The sequence below is a fragment of the Novosphingobium sp. KACC 22771 genome (assembly GCF_028736195.1).
GTDB lineage: Bacteria > Pseudomonadota > Alphaproteobacteria > Sphingomonadales > Sphingomonadaceae > Novosphingobium.
In genome coordinates, this window is the sequence record NZ_CP117882.1 from 437,726 (window position 1) to 463,531 (window position 25,806).

General features: G+C 64.4%; 22 protein-coding genes. 10 read left to right on the forward strand and 12 right to left on the reverse strand.

Features of this window, described 5'->3' with window-relative positions; translation table 11 throughout:
* Nucleotides 1-35: 35 nt before the first annotated feature.
* On the reverse strand, nt 36-1,106 hold the full coding sequence (locus PQ467_RS18850; RefSeq protein WP_274177072.1) for an alpha/beta hydrolase: 1,071 nt from the start codon (nt 1,104-1,106) through the stop codon (nt 36-38).
* Between the two features lie 74 nt (nt 1,107-1,180).
* Here PQ467_RS18850 and PQ467_RS18855 point away from each other — a divergent pair, with 74 nt between their 5' ends.
* Nucleotides 1,181-1,708 carry a DUF3237 domain-containing protein gene (locus PQ467_RS18855; protein WP_274177073.1) on the forward strand — a complete coding sequence of 176 codons (528 nt, stop codon included), beginning with the start codon at nt 1,181-1,183 and terminating at the stop codon, nt 1,706-1,708.
* Nucleotides 1,709-1,711: 3 nt separating this feature from the next.
* Here the strand turns inward: PQ467_RS18855 and PQ467_RS18860 are convergent, their stop codons facing one another.
* Nucleotides 1,712-3,457: a tannase/feruloyl esterase family alpha/beta hydrolase gene (locus PQ467_RS18860; RefSeq protein WP_274177074.1), complete on the reverse strand. Its 1,746-nt coding sequence runs from the start codon at nt 3,455-3,457 to the stop codon at nt 1,712-1,714.
* Nucleotides 3,458-3,665: 208 nt separating this feature from the next.
* Between PQ467_RS18860 and PQ467_RS18865 the strand changes: the two genes are divergently transcribed.
* The 5 genes from PQ467_RS18865 (at nt 3,666) to PQ467_RS18885 (ending at nt 7,912) form a co-directional block, all read left to right on the forward strand.
* On the forward strand, nt 3,666-4,223 hold the full coding sequence (locus tag PQ467_RS18865; protein ID WP_274177075.1) for a peroxiredoxin: 558 nt from the start codon (nt 3,666-3,668) through the stop codon (nt 4,221-4,223).
* Between the two features lie 41 nt (nt 4,224-4,264).
* Nucleotides 4,265-5,497 (forward strand): protein-disulfide reductase DsbD family protein, encoded by a 1,233-nt coding sequence (locus PQ467_RS18870; protein WP_274177076.1) that lies wholly within the window; start codon nt 4,265-4,267, stop codon nt 5,495-5,497.
* Nucleotides 5,498-5,574: 77 nt separating this feature from the next.
* Nucleotides 5,575-6,087 carry a sigma-70 family RNA polymerase sigma factor gene (locus PQ467_RS18875; protein ID WP_274177260.1) on the forward strand — a complete coding sequence of 171 codons (513 nt, stop codon included), beginning with the start codon at nt 5,575-5,577 and terminating at the stop codon, nt 6,085-6,087.
* A gap of 1 nt (nt 6,088) precedes the next feature.
* Complete coding sequence (locus PQ467_RS18880) at nt 6,089-6,721, forward strand: DUF1109 domain-containing protein (RefSeq protein WP_274177077.1); 633 nt, start codon at nt 6,089-6,091, stop codon at nt 6,719-6,721.
* A gap of 96 nt (nt 6,722-6,817) precedes the next feature.
* Nucleotides 6,818-7,912: a helix-turn-helix transcriptional regulator gene (locus PQ467_RS18885; protein ID WP_274177078.1), complete on the forward strand. Its 1,095-nt coding sequence runs from the start codon at nt 6,818-6,820 to the stop codon at nt 7,910-7,912.
* A gap of 25 nt (nt 7,913-7,937) precedes the next feature.
* Here PQ467_RS18885 and PQ467_RS18890 read toward each other — a convergent pair whose 3' ends face one another.
* The 3 genes from PQ467_RS18890 to PQ467_RS18900 form a co-directional block, all read right to left on the reverse strand.
* Nucleotides 7,938-8,150 carry a hypothetical protein gene (locus PQ467_RS18890; protein ID WP_274177079.1) on the reverse strand — a complete coding sequence of 71 codons (213 nt, stop codon included), beginning with the start codon at nt 8,148-8,150 and terminating at the stop codon, nt 7,938-7,940.
* A gap of 24 nt (nt 8,151-8,174) precedes the next feature.
* The gene (locus tag PQ467_RS18895) at nt 8,175-9,422 is read right to left on the reverse strand and encodes a serine hydrolase domain-containing protein (protein WP_274177080.1); all 1,248 of its coding nucleotides are present in this window, start codon (nt 9,420-9,422) and stop codon (nt 8,175-8,177) included.
* Between the two features lie 181 nt (nt 9,423-9,603).
* Nucleotides 9,604-11,874 (reverse strand): TonB-dependent receptor, encoded by a 2,271-nt coding sequence (locus tag PQ467_RS18900; protein ID WP_274177081.1) that lies wholly within the window; start codon nt 11,872-11,874, stop codon nt 9,604-9,606.
* A 103-nt stretch (nt 11,875-11,977) separates the two neighbouring features.
* Here PQ467_RS18900 and PQ467_RS18905 point away from each other — a divergent pair, with 103 nt between their 5' ends.
* Complete coding sequence (locus tag PQ467_RS18905) at nt 11,978-12,907, forward strand: LysR family transcriptional regulator (protein ID WP_274177082.1); 930 nt, start codon at nt 11,978-11,980, stop codon at nt 12,905-12,907.
* A gap of 18 nt (nt 12,908-12,925) precedes the next feature.
* Here the strand turns inward: PQ467_RS18905 and fahA are convergent, their stop codons facing one another.
* Genes fahA through hppD form a run of 3 tightly spaced genes read right to left on the reverse strand, consistent with a single transcriptional unit; the run spans nt 12,926 to nt 15,881 of the window.
* Nucleotides 12,926-14,221, reverse strand: a complete 1,296-nt coding sequence (gene fahA / locus PQ467_RS18910; RefSeq protein WP_274177083.1) for a fumarylacetoacetase — start codon at nt 14,219-14,221, stop codon at nt 12,926-12,928.
* Nucleotides 14,218-14,778 (reverse strand): VOC family protein, encoded by a 561-nt coding sequence (locus tag PQ467_RS18915; protein WP_274177084.1) that lies wholly within the window; start codon nt 14,776-14,778, stop codon nt 14,218-14,220. The genes fahA and PQ467_RS18915 overlap by 4 nt, the downstream gene beginning before the upstream one ends.
* Nucleotides 14,778-15,881, reverse strand: a complete 1,104-nt coding sequence (hppD, locus tag PQ467_RS18920) for a 4-hydroxyphenylpyruvate dioxygenase (protein WP_274177085.1) — start codon at nt 15,879-15,881, stop codon at nt 14,778-14,780. The genes PQ467_RS18915 and hppD overlap by 1 nt, the downstream gene beginning before the upstream one ends.
* Nucleotides 15,882-16,036: 155 nt before the next feature.
* Here hppD and PQ467_RS18925 point away from each other — a divergent pair, with 155 nt between their 5' ends.
* The 3 genes from PQ467_RS18925 to PQ467_RS18935 all read left to right on the forward strand — a co-directional run bounded on the left by PQ467_RS18925 (nt 16,037) and on the right by PQ467_RS18935 (nt 18,153).
* Nucleotides 16,037-16,495, forward strand: coding sequence for an Lrp/AsnC family transcriptional regulator (locus PQ467_RS18925; protein ID WP_274177086.1), 459 nt, complete (start codon nt 16,037-16,039; stop codon nt 16,493-16,495).
* A 53-nt stretch (nt 16,496-16,548) separates the two neighbouring features.
* Nucleotides 16,549-16,803: a hypothetical protein gene (locus PQ467_RS18930; RefSeq protein WP_274177087.1), complete on the forward strand. Its 255-nt coding sequence runs from the start codon at nt 16,549-16,551 to the stop codon at nt 16,801-16,803.
* 174 nt (nt 16,804-16,977) lie between these two features.
* Nucleotides 16,978-18,153 carry an ROK family transcriptional regulator gene (locus tag PQ467_RS18935; RefSeq protein ID WP_274177088.1) on the forward strand — a complete coding sequence of 392 codons (1,176 nt, stop codon included), beginning with the start codon at nt 16,978-16,980 and terminating at the stop codon, nt 18,151-18,153.
* 8 nt (nt 18,154-18,161) lie between these two features.
* On the opposite strand, the gene PQ467_RS18940 is transcribed toward PQ467_RS18935, so the two are convergent.
* Genes PQ467_RS18940 through PQ467_RS18955 form a run of 4 tightly spaced genes read right to left on the reverse strand, consistent with a single transcriptional unit; the run spans nt 18,162 to nt 25,737 of the window.
* Nucleotides 18,162-19,142 carry a YihY/virulence factor BrkB family protein gene (locus PQ467_RS18940; RefSeq protein ID WP_274177089.1) on the reverse strand — a complete coding sequence of 327 codons (981 nt, stop codon included), beginning with the start codon at nt 19,140-19,142 and terminating at the stop codon, nt 18,162-18,164.
* On the reverse strand, nt 19,139-19,381 hold the full coding sequence (locus PQ467_RS18945) for a hypothetical protein (protein WP_274177090.1): 243 nt from the start codon (nt 19,379-19,381) through the stop codon (nt 19,139-19,141). The genes PQ467_RS18940 and PQ467_RS18945 overlap by 4 nt, the downstream gene beginning before the upstream one ends.
* Before the next feature lie 9 nt (nt 19,382-19,390).
* Nucleotides 19,391-23,605: a translocation/assembly module TamB domain-containing protein gene (locus tag PQ467_RS18950; protein WP_274177091.1), complete on the reverse strand. Its 4,215-nt coding sequence runs from the start codon at nt 23,603-23,605 to the stop codon at nt 19,391-19,393.
* Nucleotides 23,605-25,737: an autotransporter assembly complex protein TamA gene (locus PQ467_RS18955; RefSeq protein ID WP_274177092.1), complete on the reverse strand. Its 2,133-nt coding sequence runs from the start codon at nt 25,735-25,737 to the stop codon at nt 23,605-23,607. Before PQ467_RS18955 ends, PQ467_RS18950 begins: the two co-directional genes overlap by 1 nt.
* Nucleotides 25,738-25,806 lie beyond the last annotated feature (69 nt).

Sequence of the window (25,806 nt, forward strand, 5' to 3'; positions counted from 1 at the left end):
ATCGCGGCGCCCGGATCGGGCAAGCAAAACCGGGATTATAGCCCAAATGCGCGCCGATAGGCGGCCGCGCGCGCCGACAGCACTTGCCGCGAGACCCAGGCGCCGGGCATCACCTTGTCAAACCCATGAAATGCGCCGGGCACGACCAGCAGTTCGGCAGGCACGCCGCTGGCGGTCAGGCGCTCGGCATAGGCGATGTCTTCGCGGGCGAAGAGGTCGATCGAGCCCACAGCGATAAAGGCGGGCGGCAGGCCCGCAAGGCTGGCGGCGCGGGCGGGAACGGCACGGCGGGGGACCTGCGCCGTCCCCGGCTTTTGGCCCAGAAAAGCGCGCCAGCCATAGCTGTTGGCATCGCTGTCCCATCCGATGCAGCCCAGGCCCGGTGCGGGATGCCAGGTCGATCCGGTCCGATCATCCAGCATGGGATAGATCAGGCATTGAAACGCGACCGGCACTTCGCCCCGATCACGCGCGGTCTGCGCCAAGAGCGCGGCATGGCCGCCGCCCGCGCTTTCGCCCGCCACCGCGATCCGCGCCGGGTCCACGCCCAGCGCGGCGGCCTGATGATGCAGCCAGAGCAGGCCCGCATAATTCTGCTCCATCGAGACAGACCATGGCGCTTCGGGCGCAAGGGAATATTCGACCGAGACGATGACGCAATCGAGCTCACGCGCCAGATCGATCAGCCCGCCGATTTCCAGCAAGGGCGAGCCGGTGATGAAGCCGCCGCCATGGGTATGCAGGATGGCAGGGCGCGGGGCGCCGCCGGGCTTCTCATTCAGGACATAAAGTTTGACCTCGCCCAACCCCTTGCCGACAGGCGCCATGACGGTGCGGATCGGCACGGCGGGATGGTCGGGAAGCGCGGCCTTGGCAATCGGCCCGCGCAGCATGGGCAATTTGGACGGCCCCATCGGATAGAACCCGCTGGTCATGGCGATGATCTGTTTGGCCGCATCGCGCAGTTCCGGATCGACAAAGGGCAGACCGGCGACCCCGCCCGCTTCCTTGGCGCACAGCGATCCGCCCGGCAGCAGGGCGGCGCCCGCGCCCGCCATCAGACGTAAAGCGGCGCGGCGATCGGTGGCGAAAATGTTCTTGTCCATCTCGGTCATCCTTGGAATGCACAAACGTTTGCTTTACCCTACCCGACAATCACAGCTGTTGGGAGACTCTAATCGTGCCTGTTCTGAAAATCGCCGCCGCTTTGGCCCTTACGCTGGCGCCGGTGGCTGCTGGGGCGCAAAGCGCGCCGCCCGCGCCGCAGAGTGCTCCGCCCGCGCCGCAAATGGAATTCATGTTTGAGGCCGAAGTCCTGCTGGCCCCGCGTGTCGAGGTTGGCGGCACCGCCTTTGGCCAGCGCGGCTATATCCCCATCATCGGCGGCACATTTTCCGGCCCCGCCATCAAGGGCAAGGTGGTGCCCGGCGGATGGGACTGGCAATTGCAGACATCGGCGGGATGCAGCAGCCTGCATGCCGACTATTTCCTGCAAACCGATGATGGCGTGATGTTCAACGTGGTCAACCATGGCCAGTTCTGCCTCGAAAAGGGCCAGTCTTTCACGCCCGCCTTCACCCAGCCGAGGTTTGAGGCGCCGATGGGGCGCTATGGCTGGCTCAACCATGGCGCCTGGATCAGCCGGTTGGAAGGGGGCAAGGATGCCGCGCATCCCTCGGTGGTGATCCGCTTCTACCGGGCGCGCTAACCGTCAACTGCAGATGAAACTTTCCGCCTTTTCCGGGTCGCCGCCGCGATAGCGGGCGATTTTGGGAAAGGCGCAAAGCGGGCGTTCGCGCCCCGGAAAGGGCGATGCGGGGCCTGCGCGGGCGATGATCCTTTCGGGTGCCTTGTGCTGTTCGACCCATGCGACCATGGCGTCAAAGGCGGCATATTGGTCGGTGGCGGGGCCGCCGGTGCAATGGTTCATGGCGGGCACGGCGAAAAAGCGGGTGTTGGTCTGCGCCGCAACGCCATTGCGCGCCAGCATCGCGCGATACCAGTCCAGCGTGTCAGCAATCGAAAAGACCGGATCCGAGCCGCCATGCAGCACCATCAGCCGCCCGCCATGACCCAGAAAGCCAGAAAGGTCGGTCGAGCGGGCCGAGACGTCATCCCAGCCCGATGTGGCGAAATCGCCGCCGCGCGCCAGAATGCCCTGTTCGGCCCGGTCCAGATCAAGCGCCATCTGAAAGGCCAGACCGCCCTCGGCGCCCGGCGCCAAAGCCTGCGGGGGCACCGAGAAGATCGAGGCGAGCGCGCCAGCCCCCATCAGCATGTTGAGCGAGGGAACCCGCCCGTCCGCCGTCCCCAATTGCCAGATGCGCCAATCCGCCGCGCCCCATCCGGCGTCCCATGGGAAGCCGGGATAAATGCTCTGGCCCCGGCTGTTGCGCGGGCCGCTGTTGACCCGCTGCAAAGCGGTGATCTGCTCGCCGGTCAGGCAGGTGTTGGTCTTGGCGCTTTTGCACCGGAGGGCGTTGAAGGCGGGCAGAACCCGCGCCGAGGTGCATTGGCCCACCGCCAGTATCATGCCATCGGCCAGCCCGTCCAGCTTGTCACAGGCGCGCAATATCGCCTTGCGGGCCAGAGCGAAATCGCCGTCGGAAAACCCTTGCGCGATGCTGAGCGGGGTGAGCGGACCATGGCCGTTTGCGGCCGAAAAGCTGAAGCTCTTGGTGTTCCAGGCCTCGCCGATCGCGGCGCGGGGCAGGGACATGCCCGGCGCCGTCACCACCACCCCGTCAAACAGGGTGGGATAGCGCTGGACCAGCGCCATGCCTTCCTGACCGCCTTTGGAGCAGCCGACAAAATAGCTGTGCTTTGGCGCTTGCCCATAGCGGGCCGCGATCACCTTGCGCGCGGCCAGCACCGATTTTTGCAGCGATGCATGGCCGTAATTGGTGCGCGCCAGCGGGTCGAAGCCAAAGGCCAGCGTGCCGCCGCGCTTGGGATCGAAGTTGGTGGTGTTGTCATGGCCTGAATCCTGCGAGAGCACCGCATAGCCGCGCGCCAGCGCCGGGGGCGAAACCCCCATGGCGCCCACCGCATCGCCCAGATCGCCATCGCTGCCGCCGCCGCCCTGAAAGAAAAAGCCGCCGTTCCAAGCCTCGGGCAGGCGCAGGTGAAAGCGGATGGCGTAATTCTGGCCATCACGGCCCACGCGCTGTTCGGTGTGGCCGATCACCTCGCAATGGGCGGGCAGGATTGGCGCGGGCGGCGGCGTCATGCCCGGCGGCACAGGTGCAACGGGGCCGGGGCCTGCGGCATGGGGCTGCACGCTTTCGATCACCAGATCGGCCAGAGCACGTTGGTCCAAGCCCCCGCACAGTTGCTCAGCCCCCTTTGCTGCGTTGACCGGGGTCGCCGCATGGGCGGGCGCCGCGCCCATGGCGAGCAATGGCAGGATCGAGGCTAGCGCATAGCAACGGGCGGCGAATTTCGGGGGCGATTTCATGTCGCGCAAATTACCATGCGCAAAGGATTGCGCAAGCCGCTTTTCGCCGTCGGGCGGCCTGTGCGATCTGCTCTTCTGCAAAGCGCGAAAAAATTTTTCCATCACACGATTTTTTCCGCAACCTTTTGCCACACCCCAGCGAAAGCGAAGGTGAGGGGGGCAGGGAAGACCCATCCTCATCAACCGATTTCGCATTGGAGCAGAGCAGATGAAATTCCGTAAGAACCTTGCCGTTTCGCTGGCGTTTGGGCTTTTGGCCGCCTCGCTTCCGACCTCGGGCATTGCTGCCCTGCCGCAGGGCGCGGCTGCGCCCAATTTCACGCTCGAAGCCGCCAAGGCCGGCAAGACCTTCAATTTCCAGCTCAATCAGACGCTGCGCAAGGGGCCGGTCGTGCTCTATTTCTTCCCGGCGGCCTTTACCCCCGGCTGCACGGTCGAAGCCCATCTGTTCGCCGAGGCCACCGACAGCTTCCGCAAGATGGGTGCGACGGTCGTGGGCGTGACGGCGGGCAATGTTGAGCGCGTGGCCGAATTTTCCAAGGTCGAATGCCGCGACAAATTCGCCGTTGCCGCCGATCCGGGCGCCAAGATCGCCGCTGAATACAAGACGACCATGACCTTCAAGGACCGTCTGATTTCCGAGCGCACCTCCTTTGTCATCGCGCCTGATGGCAAGATCCTGCTCAGCTATACCGACGGCAATCCGCAGGCGCATATCGACAAGACCATGGCCGCCGTGCGCGAATGGAAAGCCAAGCACGGCTGATCGCTGACCGGATCCCCCTCTCTGTCGTTACGAGGCTTTTGATGCTTGTTGCCATTCTTTCTGCCTTTCTGGGCGGGCTGATCCTCAATTGCATGCCCTGCGTCTTTCCGATCATATCGTTAAAGGCGTTCGGCCTCGTGCGGCAGGGGGGCGATCCGGCCCTTCTGCGCCGTGAAGGTCTGGCCTTCATGGGCGGGTCGCTGCTGGCGATGCTGGCTCTGGCAGGCGTTCTGCTGGCGCTGCGTGCCGGGGGCGAGGCGGTAGGCTGGGGCTTCCAGTTGCAATCGCCGGTGATCGTTGGAGTGCTGGCGCTGGTGATGATAGGCTCGGCGCTCAATCTGATGGGCCTGTTTGAAATCGGCCTTGGCCTGCAGGCCGCCGGGCAGGGCGCGAGCGGCCGCGAGGGGTTGACCGGGGCCGCGCTGACCGGCGCGCTGGCGGTGGTGGTGGCAACGCCTTGCGCCGGGCCGTTCATGGCCGGGGCGCTGGGCTATGCGCTGGTCCAGCCGCCATTGGTGGGCCTGGCGGTGTTTGCCGCGCTGGCGCTGGGCGTGGCGGCGCCGTTTACCGCGCTGTCCTTTTCGCCCGCTCTGGCCCGGCGGCTGCCGCGTCCGGGGCCGTGGATGGGCACGCTCAAACATGCGCTCGCCTTTCCGATGCTGGCGGCGGCGGCATGGCTGGTCTGGGTGCTCGATGCCCAGACGGGTTCGGCGGGCCTGCCGCTCATTCTGGGCTGCGCGTTGCTGCTGGCCTTCAGCGCGTGGATCTATGGTCTGGCCCAGCGCCGCGCCATGGCGGGCAAACCGGCGCGCGGCCTGACGGCGGTGGCCATGCTGGGGCTGGCGGTGATTGGCGGGGCCTTTGCCATGCCGGGCGCGGCGTTTGAAACGCAAAAAGCCCCGCGCGTGGCCCGCAATGAAGGCCCGATCCGCTGGTCGCCAGAACAGGTCGCGCGTCAGACCGCCGCGGGCAGACCGGTGTTCGTCGATTTTTCCGCCGCATGGTGCCTGACGTGCAAGGTCAATGAAAAGGCCGTGCTGTCGACGCCTGCCTTCAAGGAAGCCATAGCGCGCACCGATACAGCCTTTATGATTGCCGACTCCACCAATTATGATGCGGGAATCGAAAAAGCGATGAGCGAACTTGGCCGAACCGGATTGCCGCTATACCTCGTCTATCCGGCGGGCGGGGGCAAACCGGTGATCCTGCCGCAGGTGCTGACCGGGGATTTGGCGATCAAGGCGCTGGAAACCGCCGCGCGCGCCAAAGGCTGACCCCATGGCATGCCCAGCGAGGCGGTAGGCCCAGCGTGCGCGACGACAAGCCCCCCGAAAGCGAATGGCCCGAATGGATGCGGCGGGCGCAGGATGGCGACCATGCGGCCTATCGCATGGTGCTGCGCGCGATGGTGCCCGCGATCCGCCGCATTGCCGCGCGCCGGATCTTTGATGAGGCGCTGGTCGAGGATGCGGTGCAGGACACGTTGATGACGATCCATCGCCTGCGCCACACCTATGATCCGTCGCGCCCGCTGATGCCGTGGGTGGGGGCGATTGCGGCGACGCGCGCGATTGACGTGCTGCGCCGATCGGGCCGCACCCGCCGGTTCGAGATTGTCGACGACGAGGCCATGGCGGCCGCCCCCGACAACGCCGCCGATCCCGCCGAGACATGGGGGAATGAACGCGAAGTGGCCCTTTTGCTGGGCCGTTTGCCGCACAGGCAAAGGATGATGGTGGAAATGGTCAAGCTGAAAGAGATGAGCCTTGATGATGCGGCAGCGGCAAGCCGGACCTCTGTTTCGGCGGTCAAATCGCTGCTTCATCGCGCCCTTGCCCGGCTGCGCGAGGATGGGAATGCCTGATATGCGCGATTCCGAAACCCTGATTGACAGGCTGGTGCAGGACATGCGGCCGGTGGGCCGTGTGGCGCCGGTGTGGCGGCGGGTGATGATGTGGGGACCCTTGGCGCTGGGGCTGGGAGTGCTGGCCACCCGCCTGCTGCGCCGGTTCGCCACCGACTGGTCGGGGGCGCATGCGGCGATCTCGGCGGCCAATGTCGCCCTGTCGCTGACACTGGGGCTGGCGATGTTTGCCGCATCGCTCTCGATCAGCGTGGCGGGCGGGCGGGTCCGGCGCAAGGGCTGGATTGTGGGCGGGGCGGCGGCCTGGCTGGTGCTGGCCGTGGTCAGCATGGCCCTGCACCCCCGGCCGGTCGCGGTGGAAAGAGGCGTGGGCAGCTATTGCTTTACCTTTGTGCTGACTGCGGGCGCGCCGATGGTCGTGGTGGCGATTGCCGCCTTGCGACGAACGCGCGCGTTGAAGCCTTGGGCTTCGCTCTCCGTTGCCGGGGCGGGGGTGGCGTTCATGGCCTTCGGCCTGTTGGCTTTTTGCCATCCGGCGGAAATGTCGGTGGCCGATTTTGTGGCCCATCTGCTGGCGGCTCTGGTGCTGGGCGGGCTGACGGTCCTGTTGGGGCGTCCATTGATCCGGGCCTGATCGCCCCCGCCCCTCGCCTTGTTCGCAAAATGGGAGTAGCATGCCGCGTAAGCGGCCCGCAGAGCGCCGCGACGGGGGAGAGGAGCGGCTTGGCCGGTGGATGACAACCAACTCATCGCTGCGATGTATGGCGCGGTCGGCGAGGAATGGCGCTGGACTGCGGTGCTTGACGCGCTGAAAATGCGGCTGGGCGTGGCGAGCGCGGTGTTTCAGAGCCTGTTTGCCGACAAGGAGGATCTGGTTCCGGTTGTCTGTCGCCGCGATAGCTGGTCCACGCAGCAGGCCGCGCGCCACGATGCCTGGGCCAATTCGCCGCTCAACCCCCGCTTTCGCCGCGATACCGAACCGCAGGGGCAGGATGAGATCGAAAGTGATCAGCGCAGCCTTGCCTTTTCCGCCGCCGACCGCGAGGTGCTGCGTCATGGGCTGGCCGCTTGCGGACTGGGGCCGGGGTTCTGGATGGGGTGCAAAACCGGGCCGGGCGAACATATGACGATGATTTTCCACCGCCATCCGGGCGATGGGCGCGACATGACGCAGGGCGATCTGGATTTTCTGACCCAGCTTTTGCCCCATTTTCAGCAAGTCTCGCGTCTGCTCGTGCAAATGGCCGGGTATGATGCGCGCCTTGCCGTGACCGAGGCCTTCATGGATTCGACCAGCCTCGCGCTTATGGCCTGTGACTGCGATATGCGCCTGCGATGGATGAATGCCGCCGGCGAGAGGTTGATCGACGCCTTGCCCCAGATCGCGCGGCATGGCGCGACGTTGCGGTTGCGCGCAGCTGATGCTGATCGGCTTGTCCGCGATACCGTGTGGGGCCAGAGGGGCGACACTTGCCGGATTGCCGGGGATGAACCGGGGCAGGTTTTGCATCTGCGCGTATTGCGCCGCGATGCCGCCGACCGGCGCCGTCCCGGCAACAGCCTTGCGCTGATCGCGCTTTGCTCGCCCGGAACCGCGCCCAGCATCAATCCGGCAGAGGTCGCCGATCTGTTCGGCCTGACCATGGCCGAGGCGTTGCTGACCACGCATCTGGTGGGCGGCATGACGGTCAAAGATTTTGCCGCCCATCGCGGCATTGCCGAGGGTACGGCCAGGATGCAGCTCAAGAGCGCTCTGGGCAAGACGGGTGTGGGGCGCCAAGCCGATCTTGTCCGGCAGGTCTGCCAGTCCCTCGCGCGGCTTTAGAAAAGGCCGGAGTGGATGGTCCTCATCAGAGTTCAAGGCGGGCCCGAATCGATCCGGGCTTCCCCATCGCGGTCAGGCGTCCGTTGCCCTCCTGCCGCTTTGCCTTGCGCCGCTGGGCTGTGACGATGATGTCGCCCACGCCCTGACTGGCGGCTTCTGTTTGCTGCGCCCATGCGGCATCGGGCCGCATGGCGAGGGCGAGCGCCAGCGCTCCCCCCACCATAAGGTGAAGTTTCATGTATCCCTCCCGTTTTATATTATATCAGTTCTGCGGCTTCCACGCCGAGGCGGCGGCCAGAAATGCGAGCGTCTCCTTGCCCACATCGCCTTCCAGCGGCGGGAAATAGCTCAGCTTGACCACCACGGTGCGGCTTGCCGGGTCGATATAGACATATTGCCCCTGCAGCCCGATGGCCGAGTAGGCGGGCGAATTGGCCATGGTCCACCACTGATAGCCATAGCCGCCTTCCGGGCCGGTGGTGTTGCCGGTTTCCGGGCCTGCCGGGGCCTGTGCGGCCTTGACCCAATCGGCGCTGACCACGCGCTTGCCGTTGATGACGCCTTCGTCCAGCATCATCTGGCCAAAGCGTGCCCAGTCGCGCAGCGTGGCGTTGAAACCCGCGCCGCTGAATTCGCGCCCGGTGCCCGGTTCGCCGTCCATGATGTAGAACCCGTCCGCCTCGGTGCCCAGCGGTTCCCACAGCTTTCGCGCGGTATAGGCCGCCACCGATCCGCCGCTGACCCGCTCGATCAGCCAGCCCAGCACGGCAGTGTCGATGGTCTTATAGGCAAAGACCTCACCCGGCTTGGATTTGCGCTTGATCGTGCGCGCCGCATCGGCAAAGCGCACCACGTTCTTGACCAGCGCGTTGATATGGTTGCTGGCCGCAATGCCGGGATTGGCAAAGTCGTAGCGTTCCTCATAATCAACGCCGGAGCGCATCTGGAGGATCTGACGGATGGTCACGCCATCATAGCCGCCGCCCTTGAGTTCGGGCAGATAGCGCGTGATCGGATCATCGAGCGAGGCGATCAGCCCATCGGCCAGGGCCGCCCCGATCAGCGTCGAGGTAATCGACTTGGTCATCGACCAGCCCATGAAGCGCGTGCGTTCGTTCGACCCGTTGCGATAGATCTCGGTGACGATCCGCCCGTCCTTCATGATCAGCAAGGCGTTGGTATAGGTGCGCTCCAGCGCGTCCTGTGCAGTCCATGTCCTGCCGCCGAAGGAATAGGTGAAATCCATCGCCCGCTCGACCTTGGGCAGCGGCGAGGGCGCGCCCGAATGGCCGACCGTGCGGGTGGTAAAGAGCTGATCCATATTGCGGAAGGCGAAAGAGTTCACACCCGCGTCATTCATGTGCCAGCGCATGACCTGCGTGGCCACGGGCACATCGGAGCGGACCTCGCCCTTCAATTGGGCCGGAAGTTGCTGCTGGGCATAAACCGTTGTCGGCCCCGCCAGCAGACCGGCCACCGCGCCCACGGCCAGACGAAATGCAAAAGTCATCGTGATCCATCTCCCTGCGGCATGACTTTCATGAATCGCCGCCGGGTTGATAGTGATGCGTGTCGAGAGCGGGCGCATCAACCATTTGGTATATGCGATATCATTTTTTGCGGTCGTGATGTCATGCCGCAATAGGGGAACCAGCCCCCCGGACCGTGATCCTGAGGGCTGGTCAGCAGGATCAGAAGCGCATCGAGGCGCGCACGCCAAAGGTGCGGGGCGGGCGCAGTTGGTTGTACAGCACACCGTTCTTGACCGGGCTTTGGAAGCTGGCGGCAAAGATGGTGGTGTTTTCCAGATTGTTGACAAAGGCGGTCAGCGAATAGCGCCCGCCCGCCGGTTCGAACTGCAATCTGGCGTTGCTGGCCATATAGGCGCCCTGACGCCCGCCGGCCAGATAGTCGATCGAGACATAGCTGGCGCTCTGCACCCGCGTGTCCGCGCCCAATGTGACACTGGCCCCGCTCTTGAGCGCAAATTTGTGTTCATAGGCCAGATTGACCGTCCAGTCGGGCGCATTGACCACCGGGCGGCCCGAACAATCCACGTTGAAAATGGCCGCGCCCGCGGTGGCCGCAAGGCGCGAGGTGGGCGTGACCGCGCAGCCCGCCGCCGGGGTGGCCCCCGATGAGGAATAGGCCAGATAGCCAAAGCTCTTGTACCGGGCATGCAGCCATTGGATGTCGGCGGTGAACAGGTCATCGCTGGTCGGCTTGAACAGTACTTCGGCCTCGATGCCGTAGAGCTTGGCCGCGCCCGCGTTTTCGGTCAGGAAAACCGGAGCATAGACCGGCCCGCCGGGCGTGGTGGCCACCTGCACCGGGCCCAGATGCGACACCTGCTGATTGCGGTAATCCCACCAGAAGGCTTCGACATTGACCTGAAGCCGGTTGTCAAGAAAGCGGTTCTTGGACCCGATGGTATAGGCGGTGAGATTTTCCGGCGCGGAATAATTTTGGCCCGTCGCGGCAAAAAGCGCGCCCGATTTGAAGCCGGTTGCCACCGAGGCGTAGATCAGGCTGCGCGGCGCGACATCATATTCCACGCCCGCCTTCCACGTCGCCTTGCGGAAATGCACGTCCGATGTGGCCACAGCCGGGATATTGGCGAAAATCGGAGTGAAATTGCCGGTGCCGGGGCTGACAAAGCCAACAAAGGGCATGTTGGTGAAATTGGTCAATTGCTGTTTGTGGTCATCGGTATAGCGCAGGCCGCCCGTTACGCGGAAGGAGGGGGCCATCGTCACGGTTGCCTGACCAAAGGCGGCAAGGCTTCTGGTGTCGAGCAGCGAGTTGATCTGGAGCCGGTTGCTACCTTGATCATAGCCTTGCTGGGCATCGACATGTTCGTCAAACCAATAGACGCCCGCCACCCAGTTCACCGGGCCGGAGCGGTTGGCCAGACGCGCCTCGACCGAACCCTGCCGCGATTTCTCGATGTCGCGGATCAGGAAGGAGGAGGCATAGGATTGAAAGTCGAGGTCGGTCTTGCGCCATGCCGGGATCACGGTCAGCGTGGCAAAGCCAAGGTCGGCATTGGCGGTCAGAGCCGCGCCGTAATAATTGTTGTTCTGGAATCCATCGCCCTTGGCCGTGATCTGGGGCACAGGCGCGGTCGGGCTTTGCGCCAGATAGGCCGCGACCACCGCCGGATCGCTGGCGCCCAGACGGCCATTGCCGATCAACGGCATGATCGTGCCGCCCGAACCCTTGCCGCCGACATGGCCGTAATCCAGCATCAGCGTGGCGTTGATCCCGGCGCGGCTGTCAAACTTCAACTGGCCGCGCAGAGCGCCGGTGCGCTCATCGTCATAACCATCGCTCATATAGCCGTCATGGCGGGCATATTGGCCCGAAAGGCGCGCGGCCCATTGTTCGCCCAGCGGCAGGTTGATCGCAGCCGAGGTTTTGAACGCATTGTAATTGCCATACTCGGCATTCACAAAACCGCTGGTTTCGCCCAGCTTGGGCTTGGCGGTGATGACATTGAGCGCACCGCCGCTGGCATTGCGGCCATAGAGCGTCCCCTGCGGGCCTTTGAGCGCCTCGATCCGTTCAAGGTCGTAAAACAGCGCGGCGGGCGCGGCGGGGCGCGAGAGATAGATGCCGTCAAGATTGAAGGCCACGCCCTGTTCGGCAAAGGCATTGGCGCCGAAACTGCCGATGCCGCGCATATAGATCTGGGTGAAGGAGGAAGCAGGGGCCACCTGAAGGGCGGGCACCAGTCGCGACAGGTCGGTCGCCTGCGTCACCGATTGTTTGACCAGCGTGTCACCGGCAACAGCGCTGACGGCCAGAGCGGCCTTTTGCAGATTTTCCTCGCGCCGCTGGGCGGTGACCACAATGTCCTGCAATCCGGTGGTCTCGCCGCCGGTGGGTGCTGGAGGCTGAGTCTGGGCCAGCGCCGGCCCGGCGATCAAGGCAGACGCCATCAGCATATATTTCAGATACATAATCGTCTCCCCATGTGTTTTTTGTGGGGAGAGGATGGCAAAGGCCTTTGCATAAAGGAAATATTTTGTATTTATCGAATGAATAACGAAAGCAAATCATTCGATGCGTTTCAAGGGTCTGGATCTCAACCTGCTGCAGGTGCTCGACGTGCTGATCGAGCAGCGCAGCGTCACCCGTGCCGCCCAATTGCTGCATGTCAGCCAGCCCGCGATCAGCGCGGCGCTCAGCCGCCTGCGGCTGCATTTCGAGGACCCCTTGCTGGTCCAGCATGGCAAACGCATGATTCCCACCGCCTTTGCCCTGCGCCTCCAGCCCGGCGTCAAATCCGTGCTGGGCGAATTGGAGGCGCTGGTCAACACGCCCGCCCATTTCGACCCGGCCACCTCCACGCGCCAGTTCCGGGTGATGGCTTCGGACTTCATTCTGGTTGCGGTTTTGGGCGATCTCCTGCCGCAAATCGAGCAGGAAGCGCCCCATATCCGCCTCGACATCGTTTCGCCGCAGGATGATGCGATTCCCATGCTGGAGGCGGGGGAACTCGATCTGCTGATTACCCCCAGCGATTATGTCAGTGACCGTCACCCTGCGGTCAATTTCTTTCAGGAGCGCCATGTTGTGGCGGGATGGGCGGACAATCCTCTGGTCCAGAGCGCGCCCGGTCTGGATGATTTGCAGGCCGCGCGGTTCATATCGGCGCTGATCGGGCGCTCGGCCACCTCATCCTTTGCCAATCACCAATTGGCGCTTCAGGGCATCACCATCAAAAATGCGCTGACGACGACGACCTTTGGCGTGGTGCCGCAATTGCTGGTGGGCACGGGGCGGTTGGCGATCCTGCATGAATCGCTGGCCCGCAAGGCGGCCGAGCATCTGCCCATCCGCTATTGGCCGCTGCCGGTGGCCATTCCCGATATGCATGAGGCCATCCAATGCCACCGCGCCCGGGCCAATGATCCCGCCATTGTGTGGTTCATCAGCCGCCTTACGCAATGGTCGGCAGGCGTCATGGCGCAGCGGATGGTGCAGGACTAGCGCCTCACGGCAGAGCCACTAGGACCGGGAGGGTGTCACAATGCCGCTGCACGGGCCAAAGCCGATGCTGCGATAACCGTCGCGCTCCGCTCGCGCATAGAGGATCAGTTCGTCGCCATCCTCCAGAAAGCACCGCTCCTGGCCGGTGGGCAGGCGGATGGGATGTTTGCCACCTTGCGACATTTCCATCAGACTGCCTTCGCTGCCCCGCGTCGGGCCGGAAAGCGTGCCGGTGCCCAGCAGGTCGCCGGAGTGCAGGTCGCAGCCGTTTGCGGCCTGATGGGTGACGATCTGGGCGGGGGTCCAGTACATGGCCGCGCGTGCTGTGCCCCGGCTCAATTCCAGAGCGGTCATGCCGCTTTCGCGCATGGCCGCGCTGGCCAAAGTGGCCGAGAGGGTGATGGACAGTGCCCCTCGTGCCTGATCGGCTTGGTCCCAAAGATAGGGCAGGGGGGACGGATCGCCCTGCGCCCGCGCCGGTTGCGCCACGCGAAACGGGGCCAGCGCCTCGGCGGTAATGACCCATGGCGAGATGGTGGAATGAAAGCTCTTGGACAGGAACGGCCCCAGGGGCTGATACTCCCACGCCTGAATATCGCGCGCGGACCAGTCGTTGAGCAGGCTGAACCCGGCAATCCGGTCCCAAGCGTCGGTGATCGGAATGGTTTCGCCAAGGGCATGATCCCCGGCGATCCAGATGCCCAGTTCGAGTTCGTAATCGAGGCGGCGGCACGGGGCATAGGTCGGCTGATCGGCATCGGGCGCCTTGATCTGTCCCTTGGGGCGGATCACCGGGGTGCCCGATACGCGGACAGAGCTGGCCCGGCCGTGATAGCCGATGGGCACATGCTTGTAATTGGGCAGCAGCGGACTGTCGGGGCGAAACAGCTTGCCGATGTTGGTGGCGTGGTGGATGCCGACATAGAAATCGCTGTAATCGCCGATGGCAAAGGGCAGATGCAGGTCAACCTGATCCATGGGGTGCAGCCATGGGCTGACGGCAGCACGCTGCGCCGGATCGGTCAGCAGCGCAAACAGGGCATGGCGAAGGGTCCGGCGCGTGGCGCCATCAAGGCGAAACAGGGCGTTGAGGGTTTGCGCGCATAGAGCCGGGCGCAAGGCATCGGGGAGCAAGCCCGCGTCGGCCAGCCCGGCCAGATCGACCGTATAATTCCCAATCGCCGATCCGATGTGCCGCGTCCCCGATGCGAGCGAAAAAACCCCCAGCGGCAGATTTTGCACCGGAAAATCGGCGTGGTCATCCGCGCCCTCCACCCAGCTTGACGCGGCGGCATCATGAGTGTGGTCGATCACGCGCGATCTCCCTCGCCGTCGGGTTCGTGGTGCAGCCATTGCGCATGGCGTGGCGCGCGTTTGGTCCGGCTCCATTCCTCCAGCATCACCGGGGCCAGTTCGCGCAATTCGCGATATTGCTCGGGCGTACCGATGTTGCAGGCCAGTTCGAGCCGGTGGCCATTGGGGTCGAAGAAATAAATCGAGCGAAAAATACCGTGATAGGTTGGCCCCAGCACGTCGATCCCTTGCGCTTCGATATGCGCCTTGGCGGAGAGCAGAGCGGCCTCATCGGCGACTTCAAAGGCCAGATGCTGGACCCATGCGGGCGTGTTGGGGTCGCGGCCCATCTCGGGCTGGCCCGGCAATTCGAAAAAGGCCAGCACATTGCCGCCGCCTGCATCGAGGAACACATGCATATAGGGATCGAAGGCCCCGGTGGAGGGCACATGATCCTCGGCAAAGGCGGTGGTATAGGTCATGCCCAGTACGCGGGCGTACCATTCCACGGTCTCCTTGGCATCGCGGCAGCGATAGGCGACATGGTGGATGCGTTGCAGTTGCGGAGCGTTTGTCATTATGCCTTCTCCGTCACGTTCAGCGCGCCCCGGCGCAGCTGGTCGCGCTCGATGCTCTGGAACAGCGCGGTGAAATTGCCCTCGCCAAAGCCTTCGTCCTTCTTGCGCTGGATGAATTCGAAAAAGACCGGGCCGATCACCGTTTCGGAAAAGATCTGGAGCAGCAGGCGCGGATCGCCCTCTTGCGTGCTGCCATCCAGCAGAATGCCGCGCCTTTGCAATTCCGCCACCGGCTCGCCATGGCCGGGCAGGCGTTCGTCGAGCATCTCGTAATAGGTGGCGGGCGGGGCGGTCATGAAGGGCGTGCCAAGCCCCTTGAGCGTGTCCCAGCCCGCGATCAGATCGTCGCAGCGGAACGCGACATGTTGAATGCCTTCGCCATTATAGGCGCGCAGGAATTCATCGATCTGGCCGCCGCCCGCCTTTCCCTCTTCGTTCAAGGGGATGCGGATCTTGCCATCGGGCGCGGTCATCGCCCGGCTGGTGAGGCCCGTATATTCGCCCTTGATGTCGAAATAGCGGATCTCGCGAAAGCCGAAGACACGTTCATAGAAATGCGCCCAATGGGCCATGCGCCCGCCATAGACATTGTGCGTCAGGTGGTCGATCGTGTGGAAACCGGCGCCCACCGGATGGCGGTCAACGCCGGGCAGGTAGACGAAATCAATGTCATAAATCGACAATTCGTCGCCATAGCGGTCGATCAGATAGATGATCGAGCCGCCGATACCCCGGATCGCGGGCAGGTGCAGTTCCATCGGCCCGGTCTTGACCTCCACCGGTTCGGCCCCGCGCTCAATGGCTGTGGCATAGCCATGGGCAGCATTGCGCACCCGCCAGCCCATGCCGCAGACCGACGGCCCATGCTCGGCGGCGAAATAGGCGGCGGGGCTGCGCGGCTCGTAATTGGCGATCAGGTTGATCCCGCCCTGACGCCACAATTGCACATCCTTGCTGCGGTGGTTGGCGATATGGGTAAAGCCCATGGCGGCAAAGACGGGTTCGAGCAGGCCCTTTTCCGGCGCCGAAAACTCGATGAATTCAAACCCGTCGAGGCCGAGGGGGTTGTCGAACAGGTCGGCGGTGGGGGCGCTGTCGGCCATGGCTTTCTCTCCACATTTGGTTGGGCAGCCATGCGGCGGCCCTTGGCCACGGTTTTACGCCAAATAGCATGCGTGATCCGCGCGAATTTGAAGGAATAATCGCCATATTATGCGCCGTTCTTGCGCTTATAAGGCATCGGATGCATAATTGGCGCATGGACCAACTCGACCGCAAAATCCTGACCCAGCTTCAGGCCGACGCCTCCCTGTCCCATGCCCAGATCGGCGAGATCGTGCATCTCTCCGCCTCGCAGGTCTCACGCCGCATCGCCCGGCTGCAACAGGACGGCATCATTCGCAAACAGGTGGCGCTGCTCGACGAGGACATTCTCGGGCTCCAGGTCGAGGCGTTTGTCGCCGTGACGATGAGTTTCTATGCACCCGAAACGATCACCGGCTTTCATGAAAGGATGCTGGCCATCGACGGCGTGCTGGATTGCTGCGCCACCACGGGCGATTCGGACTATCTGCTGCGCATTCTGGCGCGCGATCTGCGCGGCCTTTCGGAAAGGATCAATCAGGACATTCTGGGCCATGGCGATGTGGCCAGCGTCCGCTCCAGCGTGGTGCTGGACCGCATCAAGCGCACGACCGAATTGCCGTTGGGGAATTGAAGCACACTGCTGGATCTTCACCATGGCGCGCCCACAGGCTAAGGCCTTGCGCGATGACCGATCTTAACCTGACCCCGCTCGAACGCGCCGCCCGCGCGATGTATGACAATGTGCAGCCTGACTGGGAGTGGCACGATCCCGACGCGGAACCCATGCGCAAACTCTACCGGGACAATGTGCGCGTGGCCATGATGGCAATCATGGAGCCCAGCGAGGCGATGATCGGCAAGGGCAACGCGCGCATGGAAGGGAGCGATTGCCTGGCGGTTTGGCAGACCATGCTGGCGGCCATGCTGCAGGGGCAATAGATGTGCCGGAAATAAAGAAAAACGTTTGAATTAATCCTTTGTGGGCGGCCAATGCCTGTGGCAAAGCAGAGGCGTTGAGGGGCAGCCCATGCACTTGGCATGCGCGGGCCATTGAAAGGACTTTTGGATCATGGCCCGCGCGTGTTCTCCGCTTTTCAAAGGGATCGCCCGCGCGTGAGCGATAGTCCGATCCGTCTTTCGGGCACCAATCTGGAGCGCGCGGCCGACCATAACCAACGCGTGACGCTGCATGCGATCCGCGTCAACGGGCCGATCACCAAGGTCGATCTGGCGCGGATCACCGGGCTGACGGCGCCTTCCATCGCCAATATTACCAAGCGCCTTGCCGCAGAAGGCATGATCAAGGAGGCCGGACAAATCCGCGGCGGGCGCGGCCAACCGGCCACCAAACTGGCGCTCAATAAAGCGGCCTGTTACGCACTGGGCGTCAACATCGACCGCGATCATGTGACGATCGTGCTGGTCGATTTCGCGGGCGAGGTGCAGGCGCTGGCCACACGCGCCATCGCTTTTCCAAAGCCGGAGGATGTGCGTGATCACTACCGCGCCTGCGCCGCAGAACTGGTGGCGCAGGCAGGGATTGATCCGGCGCTGCTGGTGGGGGTCGGGGTGGCCATGCCCGACGATTTCGGGCTGATCGACCTGCCGGGCCGCCCCGCTGATTTTTCGCTATGGGAGAGCGCCGATATTGCCGCACTGGTGGCCGATCCGTTCCGCCTGCCGGTGTTTGTGGAAAATGACGCCGCCGCCGCGGCCATGGGTGAGCAGCAATTGGGTCATGGCCTCAAAGCCGCCAGTTTCTTTTATCTGCTGGTTTCGTCGGGCCTTGGCGGCGGATTGGTGGTTGAGGGCAATTACATCCGGGGCGCGCAGGGCCGCAGCGGCGAAATCGGCTTCATGTCGGCGCGTGACACAGGCGAGCAAATCCAGAGCCTCGTCTCGCTCTCCGGCCTCTATCGGCTGATGGCGGCCGAAGGCCTGACGCCTGAGGATCTGCACCGCGATGGGGACGCTGTGTCGAGGGTGCGCCGCGTGTGGATTGATCGTGCCGCCGATCAATTGGTCGAACCGCTGTTGGCGATCAGTTGCCTGATTAACCCGGCGGCGGTGATTATCGGCGGCCGCCTGCCCGGTGGCTGGATCGACGATCTGGTTCACGCGCTCAATACCAAGCTGGGCGCTCACCGCCATCATGTTCCGGTGCTGGCCCCGGTGATAAAGGCCCGACTGGCGCAGGAGGCACCCTCCGTGGGCGCTGCCATCCTGCCTTTCAGCCACTTCCTTTTGCCCAAATCCACGGCCCTGTGGAAGGGAGCCGCCGAGAGGTAGCGCCGCGTTTACGTCGCCCCGCGCCCCGCTTTGCCCGATTTGTCGGCCAAGGCCGCCCCGCGCTGGCCGATGGGCAGGTCTGGCCCGACCGTCGTGTCCACCATGGTCTGCCGCTCGATCTCGCAATTGACCGCCGCGCCGATCAGCGCCGCATAGGCCGAGAGATAGAGCCACATCTGAAACACCACCACGGTTGCGAGCGAACCATAGACTGCATTATAGCTGGCAATATGATCAACATAGACGCCGAAACCCAAAGTGAGCCCCATCCACATCACCGTTGAAACGAATGCCCCCAGCGCCAGCCAGCGCCATTTGGCCGGTTGCCGGTCGGGCACCATGCGATAAAGCACGGCAAAGCCCACGCTGACCACCACCACCGCCACGCTCCAGACCGAGATGCGCGCCAGGATCAGCACCTGTTCGCCCCACCACACCGTCAAGAGCGGCCCGGCCCAGGACACCAGCGCAATCGCGGCCGTCGCCAACACTCCCAACGCCACCATCCCCGACGTCACCGTCAGCGCCAGCAGCAGGGTGCGAAAGAAGGAGCGCTTGACCGCCTCTTCATAGATCAGGTTCATCGCGGAGAGCAGCGAAAAGGCCGCATTCATCGCGCCATACAGCGCCACACCCAGCGCCATGATCAACCCCAGCCCTTTGGCGGGCGTTTCGGCATTGATCGCGGCCAGCAGCGGCGGGCGCGCCACGCGCATCACATCATCGGGCAAAAATCCGCGCAGTTCATCCAGCCCCGACGCAATCGCCTGAGGATCGCCGACCAGCCCATAGACCAGCACCAGCGAGGCGATGATCGGCACAAAGGCCAGAAATGTGTAGAAGGACACGCCCGCCGCCAACAGGTTGAGCTGATGCTCGCCCATGGTTTTCCAGACCCGCACGATGATCTGGCGCCAGGCCGCCCAAGGCATTTCCAGCGGGCTGTTCGCATCAGCGCCGGGGGTTGCTATGTGAGCCTGTGCGGTCATGGCGCTGATGTATCCGCTTCGCTTGCGCCGGCCGCCATATCCTGTCCGGCCGCTTGCGCGACACGCAGGCGGGCCTGCATATCGCGCTCCATGGCGCTGGCGCTCTGGTCTGCCTGCCTGCTTTGACGCTGCCATGCATCATCAAAGCTCTCGCGGCGACAGGCGCCCGCCATCAATGCCGCCATCGTCATCAGGGCAAGCCCGATCCTGCGCCCGGTGCGCGCATCATGCCTCATCATCGCCCTTCCTCAATATCGCTTGCGATAGCGCGCGGTGACGCCGGTGCCGCCGAACTGGCCCGCCTGGCTGAGCACCGAAAACGCCTTGGTCAGCGCGATTTCCAATTGGGTGGCCATATAGCCCCGCGTGTCGGTCACCACCTCAACATAGATGTTGTTGGTGATATATTTGCCCGCCGCCAGCGCGGTCTGGCGTCCGGTGGTCGCGTCCGCGCCCAGCACGCGCAGACGGCTGATCGCGGTGGCCGATTGCAGCGCGCCCAGCGGGTTGAGCCCGCCCTTGGCCCCGCGCAAGGTGTTGAGCGAGGAGGCCAATTGCACCGCCTGAAGGGTGGAGAGACTGCCCACCGGTCCGCCGAACAGGATGCGCGCCATCAATTCATCCTGCGGCAGGGCAGGGTCGGAGGTCAGCGCAATTTCCGGGTTCGATCCGGTGCCGGTGATGACGATGCTGATCGTCACATCCGAAATCGTGCCCGAGGCGCGGATATTGAGCGCCGGATCGGTCAGATCGCCACCATTGAGCGTGATCGAACCGCTGTCGATGGTGAAACTGTGCCCGGCAAAATCCAGCGTGCCGCGCACCGCGCGCACCGTGCCGGTGATCGCCGGGGCGGTGGTGGTCCCGCCGATGCGCATGTTGGTCGACCATTCGCTGTCCAGACCCATGCCGGTCACGAAAATCTGGTTGTCGGCCCGCACCCGCATATTCAGGTTCCAGTTGGCGGGCAGCGAACGCACCGGTTCGGCATCGCCGCTGATCCGCTCCGGCCCGATGGCGGGCTTATGGCGCACACCGCTCAGCGTCGGCACCGCCGCCGAACCTTGCCGCACGATGCGGTAATGGGTTTCGGGCAGGTCGATGGTGCCGCTGACCGTCGGAGGCTGGCCCGGCGCGTTGACCAGCTTGATGTCGCCGGTGGCCCGCGTTGACAGGTCGGCGCCGCTGGCCAATTGGGCGTTGTTCATGTCGATGCCCAATTGGATCGGATAGCCTTCCTTTGCGCTGAGCGAGATAAAGCCGCTGGCCTTGACCGTGCCGTCGCCTGCCTTGGCGGTCAGGCTCTGTACCTCCAGCCGGTCGTTGGTGAAGCGGCCCTGCAACGCCATGTCGCTCAGGCGCGTGCCATAGGTGGTATTGTCATAGATCAGCTTTTCGGCGCGCACGGTGCCGGTGATGCTGGGCGCATGGGCCGATCCGCCGAAATCGGCGGCGATGCCGATCGGCCCTTTCAGGCTCTGATCGGAAAGCGCCGCCAGCGAGGCAAGGGCATCGGCCGGACCATTGTAACGCACCCCGCCCGACAAAGGCGCAGCCATCAGGCGATTGGTCCATGTGCCGGTCTCGGCGCCGCCGGGCGTGGCGTTGACCTGCATTTGCCCGATCAGAGCGCCGCCGCGACGAACCAGCGCCTGCGCATGGGCGGCCCGATTGTCCAGTTGCGCGGCCATGGTGATGTCCACCGGCGTCGATACCGCCGAAAGGCCGGTTCGGGTCAGACCCGCGACCAGCAGGCGGGCATCGACCCTGGGCATCGCCCCGGCCGCGCCCTGATCGAGATCGAGGCTGCCCGACATCCGCCCGCCCAGCCCCAGATCGGGGACAAAGCCATTGACCAGCGCCAGGTCCACATCATCCAGCCGCGCGCGCAACGTGCTGGCCGCGCCATATCGGCCCTCGATCCGCAGGCTGCCGTTGTTGACCGACAGCGTGGCGGGGTGCAGCAGATAGCCCGGCTTTTGCGGCACGATTTCAACCGGCCCGCGCGAGGCGATATTCACCCCGTTGACCCGCCCGTTGATCGCCACGCGCCACAGGTCGGGCGACAGCTTGCCCTGCGCCGCCACACGGAAGGGATAGCGGTTGCGCCCTTCGGTCAGCAGTTTTACATCGCCCGAACCATCGCGATAGGCGATGTTGGCCCGCGTCTGCGCCAGATAGAAATCGCCCTGCCGCACGCCCGCCAGTTGCAGATCGGCATTGACCTGCGGCTGCGCGGCCATCACCGCATCGGTCTTGAGCACCAGCCGCGCCACGGTCAGCCCCGCCTTGCCGGGCAGGCTGACGTTCTGGCCCGTGATCGCGGCCAGCGCGCGTTGATGCGCGCCCATGGCGGAGAGATCGACGCGCCCGTTCACGCCCGCCCCGGCCAGCGCCAAAGCGCCAGCAAACGGCCCGCTGCTCGTCTGCTGAACCCGCCCGATCAGCGCGATTCCGGCAAGGCTGGTGCCGGGTCGCAGCTCCACCGCCAGCGGCCCTTTGGCCGTCGAAACGAGCAGATCGGCAGCAATCGGGCCGTAATCGCTGCCCGCTTTGGCATTGATCTGATAGGCACCGTCGGACCCGCGCACGTCGGCCACCAGCGCGGCAAGGCCAATGCCAACGCCCGGGCGCGGCACCTCAAGATGCAGCACCGGCTTGGCCACGCTTCCCTTGGCGCTTAACCGGATCGGGCCGTAAAGGTCGGAGGAGGCATTGGCGGCAAAGGCAATCTGGCCCTTGGCGTCATAGCGCCCCCGGCCATTGGCGAGGCGGAAGGCGGGGGCGGCGATGGTCAATCCATCCACCGTGGCCACCCCGTCGCTGCCATAGCCCACCCGCGCGGTAATCAGCGCATTGCCGCCAAGAAAGCTGTTGACGCCATCGTTGAACAGGCGGGTCGAACGCGCGCTGACGCGGCCCTCCAGACGGAAGCCGCCATTGGCCTGCGTTTTAAGCCCGACATTGGAGGCAAGGTTGAAAATGCCCACGCTTTCCACGCGATAGCCATTGACCGTGCCATTGAGCGTGCCGGTGTACAGCGCGCGGGGCAGGTCGGCGATGACCACGGCCCGCGCGTCAACCCGGCTGGATTGAACGCGGATATTGTCCGAGAGCAAGCGCCCGTTAGCATAGCCGAAATCGCCGCCAAAACGCACCTGCTCCAGCAGCGGCGCGACGCTGGCCGCAACGCCGGTGATCGAGCGCGCGCTGCCGGCCACGGGAATGCGCCAGTGGTCCTTGTCGAGCGCCGCGCTGCCCGAGGCGGCAAGACCATCGATGCGGGTGGCGCCAAAGCCGATGGTGGCGGCCTTGACCGCATAGGCGATGCGCGGCGCGGCAAAGCTGCCGTCTATCGTTGCCTCGGCGGCAATATCATTGCCCGACAGATTTGTGGCCAGCACGCGCGGCTGCATCACCTTGAGCGCAAGGCGCATCTGGTGCATCGTGTTGTTGCCCATGTCGGCCATGCCATCAACGGCCAGCGCGAAATTGGCATTACCCACCTGCGCCTTGATCCGCATCTGGCGTTTGTCAAAGGCGGCGGTGGCGTCAACTTTTGTTTCGGGCTGAAACAGGGCGCTGTTCTGGCCTTTGAGCCAGACGTCGGGATGGGTCAGGCCCGCCACGTGGATGGTGCCCGAGCGGGCGTTGATGACCAGATCGGCCAGCGATTTGCCGCCCGCGCCGGCCGCCAGAGATCCGTTCCATGCCGTCCAGTCGCCCCGTCCCGCAAGGCGCAGATGGCGCTCCTCGGCCTGACCGGTCAAGGCCGCCAGCAAGCCATTGGCCGGAGCATCCAGCGCGAAATCCATGTTCAGCCGGTTGATCTGTGGCACCGCGTCCAGCTTGAGCGCCAAGTGGTCGCCGCCGGCGACGCCAGGGGCCGCCAAGGCCGCCGCCCGCGCGTTGATCCGCGCGCGACGATCCGCGATATGCGCCTGACCCTGAAGGTTGACGATATGACGCTGGCCGGTGATGGTTGGGGCGATCTCCAGCCGGTCCACGGCCAGTTGGCCCACATCAATATCCAGATCGGGCAGCAGCGGCGCATCGCTGGGCGGGGTGGGTTTCAGGCGGGGTGCGCGTTCAAGCCGCGCGGCGGGAATATGCAGGCGGCGGATATCCACATGCCCGCCCAGATAGGCCAGCGGCCGATAGTCGAGCGCAACCCCTTCGGCATGGAAAAACCGGCCCGTGGAATCGCCAATGTCCAGATTGCGGATGGTCAGCGCGCCCAGGAGCGAACCTTCGATCCGGTCGACATGCAAGGTCATCCCGTTGGCAAAGGAAAGGCGCGAAATCTGCGCGGCCACCATATCACGCCCGCTCTGGGTCGAAATCCACAGCCACAGTCCGGCGATCAGCGCGACCAGCAGAGCAAGGACAATCCCGGCAATCCGCAACGCGCTGCCGAGCCAGGAGGAGGGCGCCTGCACCACTTGGGTTTCTGCCTGCTCCATCAGAATGCCTGCCCGATTGAAACATAGACCGCCACGCGCGATTCCCCGATCTGCCGGTTGATCGGCGTTGCGATGTCAAAGCGCATCGGCCCGAAATTGGTGTAATAGCGAAAGCCCACACCCGTACCGAAGCGCCATGAATTGAAGGTGGGCACTTCGCTGGTAAAGACCTGGCCGCTGTCGACAAAGCCCACCACGCCGAAGTTGCCGAAGCGATAGCGCAGTTCCACGCTGGTTTCGGCCTGAGAGCGTCCGCCGATCGGATGGCCGTCGGGGTCTTTCGGACCAAGCTCCTGATAGCCAAAGCCGCGCACCGAGCCGCCGCCACCGGAATAGAACCGCCGCGAGGGCGCGATGGATTCACGTGATGCCCCGCCGATCATGCCGACCCGCGCCCGCCCGGCCAATACCAGCTTGTCCGAGATCGGATAATAGCCGGTGGCCTCGAAAATCGAGCGGGCATAGGTCTGGCCCCCGCTGCCCAGCGAGGCTTCGGGCGAAAGCGTGGCCGAGAGGCGATAGCCGCGCGTGGGATCGAGCAGCGAGTTCGACCGGTCATAGGTGACCTGTCCGGGCAGGGCGAGGATGTAGAAGGTGCGCCGCCGCTCGCCCGCCTGTTCAAAGGCGTAATCCTGTTCGTTGGACCCGATCAGCTCAAAGCCGTAGCTGTAGGTCCAGCGCTTTTGCCAGATGGCCGTGCTGGCGCGCGAGATGCGCCCTTTGAGCGCCCCGGTATAGGCCTCATAGGCATTCAGATTGGTGTGGTTGGCGATCAGCGACATTTCGACCGTCCGGTCGCGCAGCCCGGCGTTTGACCGGCGGAATGTGCCGGAAAGGCCCTGTTCGCTGGTGCCCGCTGTGGCGCTGGCGATGAACGCGCCCTCGGGGGGAAACAGGTTGGCGTGGCTCCAGCTGCCCACCGCCTTGATACCTTCGCCGGTGGAATAGCCCGCCTGCGCGGAAAGCGAGCGCGGCGGTCCGGCTCTTTGCGTGACGACCAGATCGGCATATTCGGTGCCCTCGGGCGCGCTGGTGCCGGTCTGGACGGGATCGACGGTGACGGTGGCAAACAGGTTGGTGGCCACCAGCGCCTTGCGCAGATCGTCGATCTGGCGGCTGTCATACATCTCGCCCTTGCGAAAGCGAGCGATGGTGGCGATGTGGCGTGCGTCGAATACCGGGCGGCGGCCCTTGATCCTGATATCGCCAAAGCGGCTGCGCGGGCCGGGCGTTACGGGCAGGGTGTAATCGCCGATCCCGGTGGCCGCATCGAGTTCAATGTCGCGCTGGCCGATCTTGGCAAAGGGATAGGCCGATTGCGGCAAGAGCACGCCAAGCGCCGCCTCGGCCGAGAGCACGCGCTCGGCCACAATCGGTTCGCCCGATTTGACGCCGAATTGGCGCGTGAGCAAATCGGCAGGCACCAGCGCGGGCGCATCAAAGCGGATCGCGCCCAGCCGATAGCGCGGCCCCGGAGCCACCGCCATCGAGACGACAATATCGCCCGGCTTGCCTTGTTCGGGCATGGCCACCGATGATTGCACACTGGCATCGAAATAGCCCTGCGAGGACATCACATCGGAAAGCGCCTGCCGATCCTGTTCGATGCGCGCGGCAATGGCGGCGGCATTGGTCGCCTTGCCCTTGCCCTGTTTCAGAGCGGAAACGGCCGCAAAGCTGTCTTGCAGCGCGTCGCCTTCAATGGGCGCGACCGGATCGGCATCGCGCAGGTTTTCCAGTCCTGTCAATTGCCAGCGGTAGGTCAGGCTTGGGGCCGTCTGGCCTTTCGCATTGCCATTATCGTCGCGCAGGGGTTGGCGGTTGAAATCATCGAGCGGGGTCAAAGGTTTGGCCAGATCGGGGTCGGTGGCTGGGTCAGCGGCGGGGGGCGTTGCCTTTTGCGCCGGGGCGGTACCGCCCGGCGTATCAACGGAGGGCAAAGCAGCGTCAAAATCGCGGTCAGAAATGATGGTGGCGGGCGGCGGGGATGCAGCTTGGGCCGAATTGGTCGATTGAGCCGAGGCGGAGCCTGCCATCAACAGTCCGCCCATCATCAAAGCGGCCCAGGAGATTTCCCCACCAACACGGCGGGTAATACGGCGCGATGGCGCGGCCAGCCGAACGTCATTCATCAAAAATCCGACGCCCGGCGATGGCGTAACATGCATTGAATTTAACAAAAATGGCCCCCTTTTGCCACC

Excerpts from the sequence above, each read along its gene's own strand:
- PQ467_RS18875 (WP_274177260.1), top strand. The coding sequence starts at position 5,575 with ATGCGGCGGGCGCAGGATGGCGACCATGCGGCCTATCGCATGGTGCTG.
- PQ467_RS18860 (WP_274177074.1), bottom strand. The coding sequence starts at position 3,457 with ATGAAATCGCCCCCGAAATTCGCCGCCCGTTGCTATGCGCTAGCCTCG.
- PQ467_RS18905 (WP_274177082.1), top strand. The coding sequence starts at position 11,978 with ATGCGTTTCAAGGGTCTGGATCTCAACCTGCTGCAGGTGCTCGACGTG.
- PQ467_RS18850 (WP_274177072.1), bottom strand. The coding sequence starts at position 1,106 with ATGGACAAGAACATTTTCGCCACCGATCGCCGCGCCGCTTTACGTCTG.
- PQ467_RS18880 (WP_274177077.1), top strand. The coding sequence starts at position 6,089 with ATGCGCGATTCCGAAACCCTGATTGACAGGCTGGTGCAGGACATGCGG.
- PQ467_RS18915 (WP_274177084.1), bottom strand. The coding sequence starts at position 14,778 with ATGACAAACGCTCCGCAACTGCAACGCATCCACCATGTCGCCTATCGC.
- PQ467_RS18870 (WP_274177076.1), top strand. The coding sequence starts at position 4,265 with ATGCTTGTTGCCATTCTTTCTGCCTTTCTGGGCGGGCTGATCCTCAAT.
- PQ467_RS18890 (WP_274177079.1), bottom strand. The coding sequence starts at position 8,150 with ATGAAACTTCACCTTATGGTGGGGGGAGCGCTGGCGCTCGCCCTCGCC.
- PQ467_RS18950 (WP_274177091.1), bottom strand. The coding sequence starts at position 23,605 with ATGGAGCAGGCAGAAACCCAAGTGGTGCAGGCGCCCTCCTCCTGGCTC.
- PQ467_RS18900 (WP_274177081.1), bottom strand. The coding sequence starts at position 11,874 with ATGTATCTGAAATATATGCTGATGGCGTCTGCCTTGATCGCCGGGCCG.
- PQ467_RS18865 (WP_274177075.1), top strand. The coding sequence starts at position 3,666 with ATGAAATTCCGTAAGAACCTTGCCGTTTCGCTGGCGTTTGGGCTTTTG.
- PQ467_RS18925 (WP_274177086.1), top strand. The coding sequence starts at position 16,037 with ATGGACCAACTCGACCGCAAAATCCTGACCCAGCTTCAGGCCGACGCC.
- PQ467_RS18930 (WP_274177087.1), top strand. The coding sequence starts at position 16,549 with ATGACCGATCTTAACCTGACCCCGCTCGAACGCGCCGCCCGCGCGATG.
- PQ467_RS18945 (WP_274177090.1), bottom strand. The coding sequence starts at position 19,381 with ATGATGAGGCATGATGCGCGCACCGGGCGCAGGATCGGGCTTGCCCTG.
- hppD (WP_274177085.1), bottom strand. The coding sequence starts at position 15,881 with ATGGCCGACAGCGCCCCCACCGCCGACCTGTTCGACAACCCCCTCGGC.
- PQ467_RS18940 (WP_274177089.1), bottom strand. The coding sequence starts at position 19,142 with ATGACCGCACAGGCTCACATAGCAACCCCCGGCGCTGATGCGAACAGC.
- PQ467_RS18955 (WP_274177092.1), bottom strand. The coding sequence starts at position 25,737 with ATGAATGACGTTCGGCTGGCCGCGCCATCGCGCCGTATTACCCGCCGT.
- PQ467_RS18895 (WP_274177080.1), bottom strand. The coding sequence starts at position 9,422 with ATGACTTTTGCATTTCGTCTGGCCGTGGGCGCGGTGGCCGGTCTGCTG.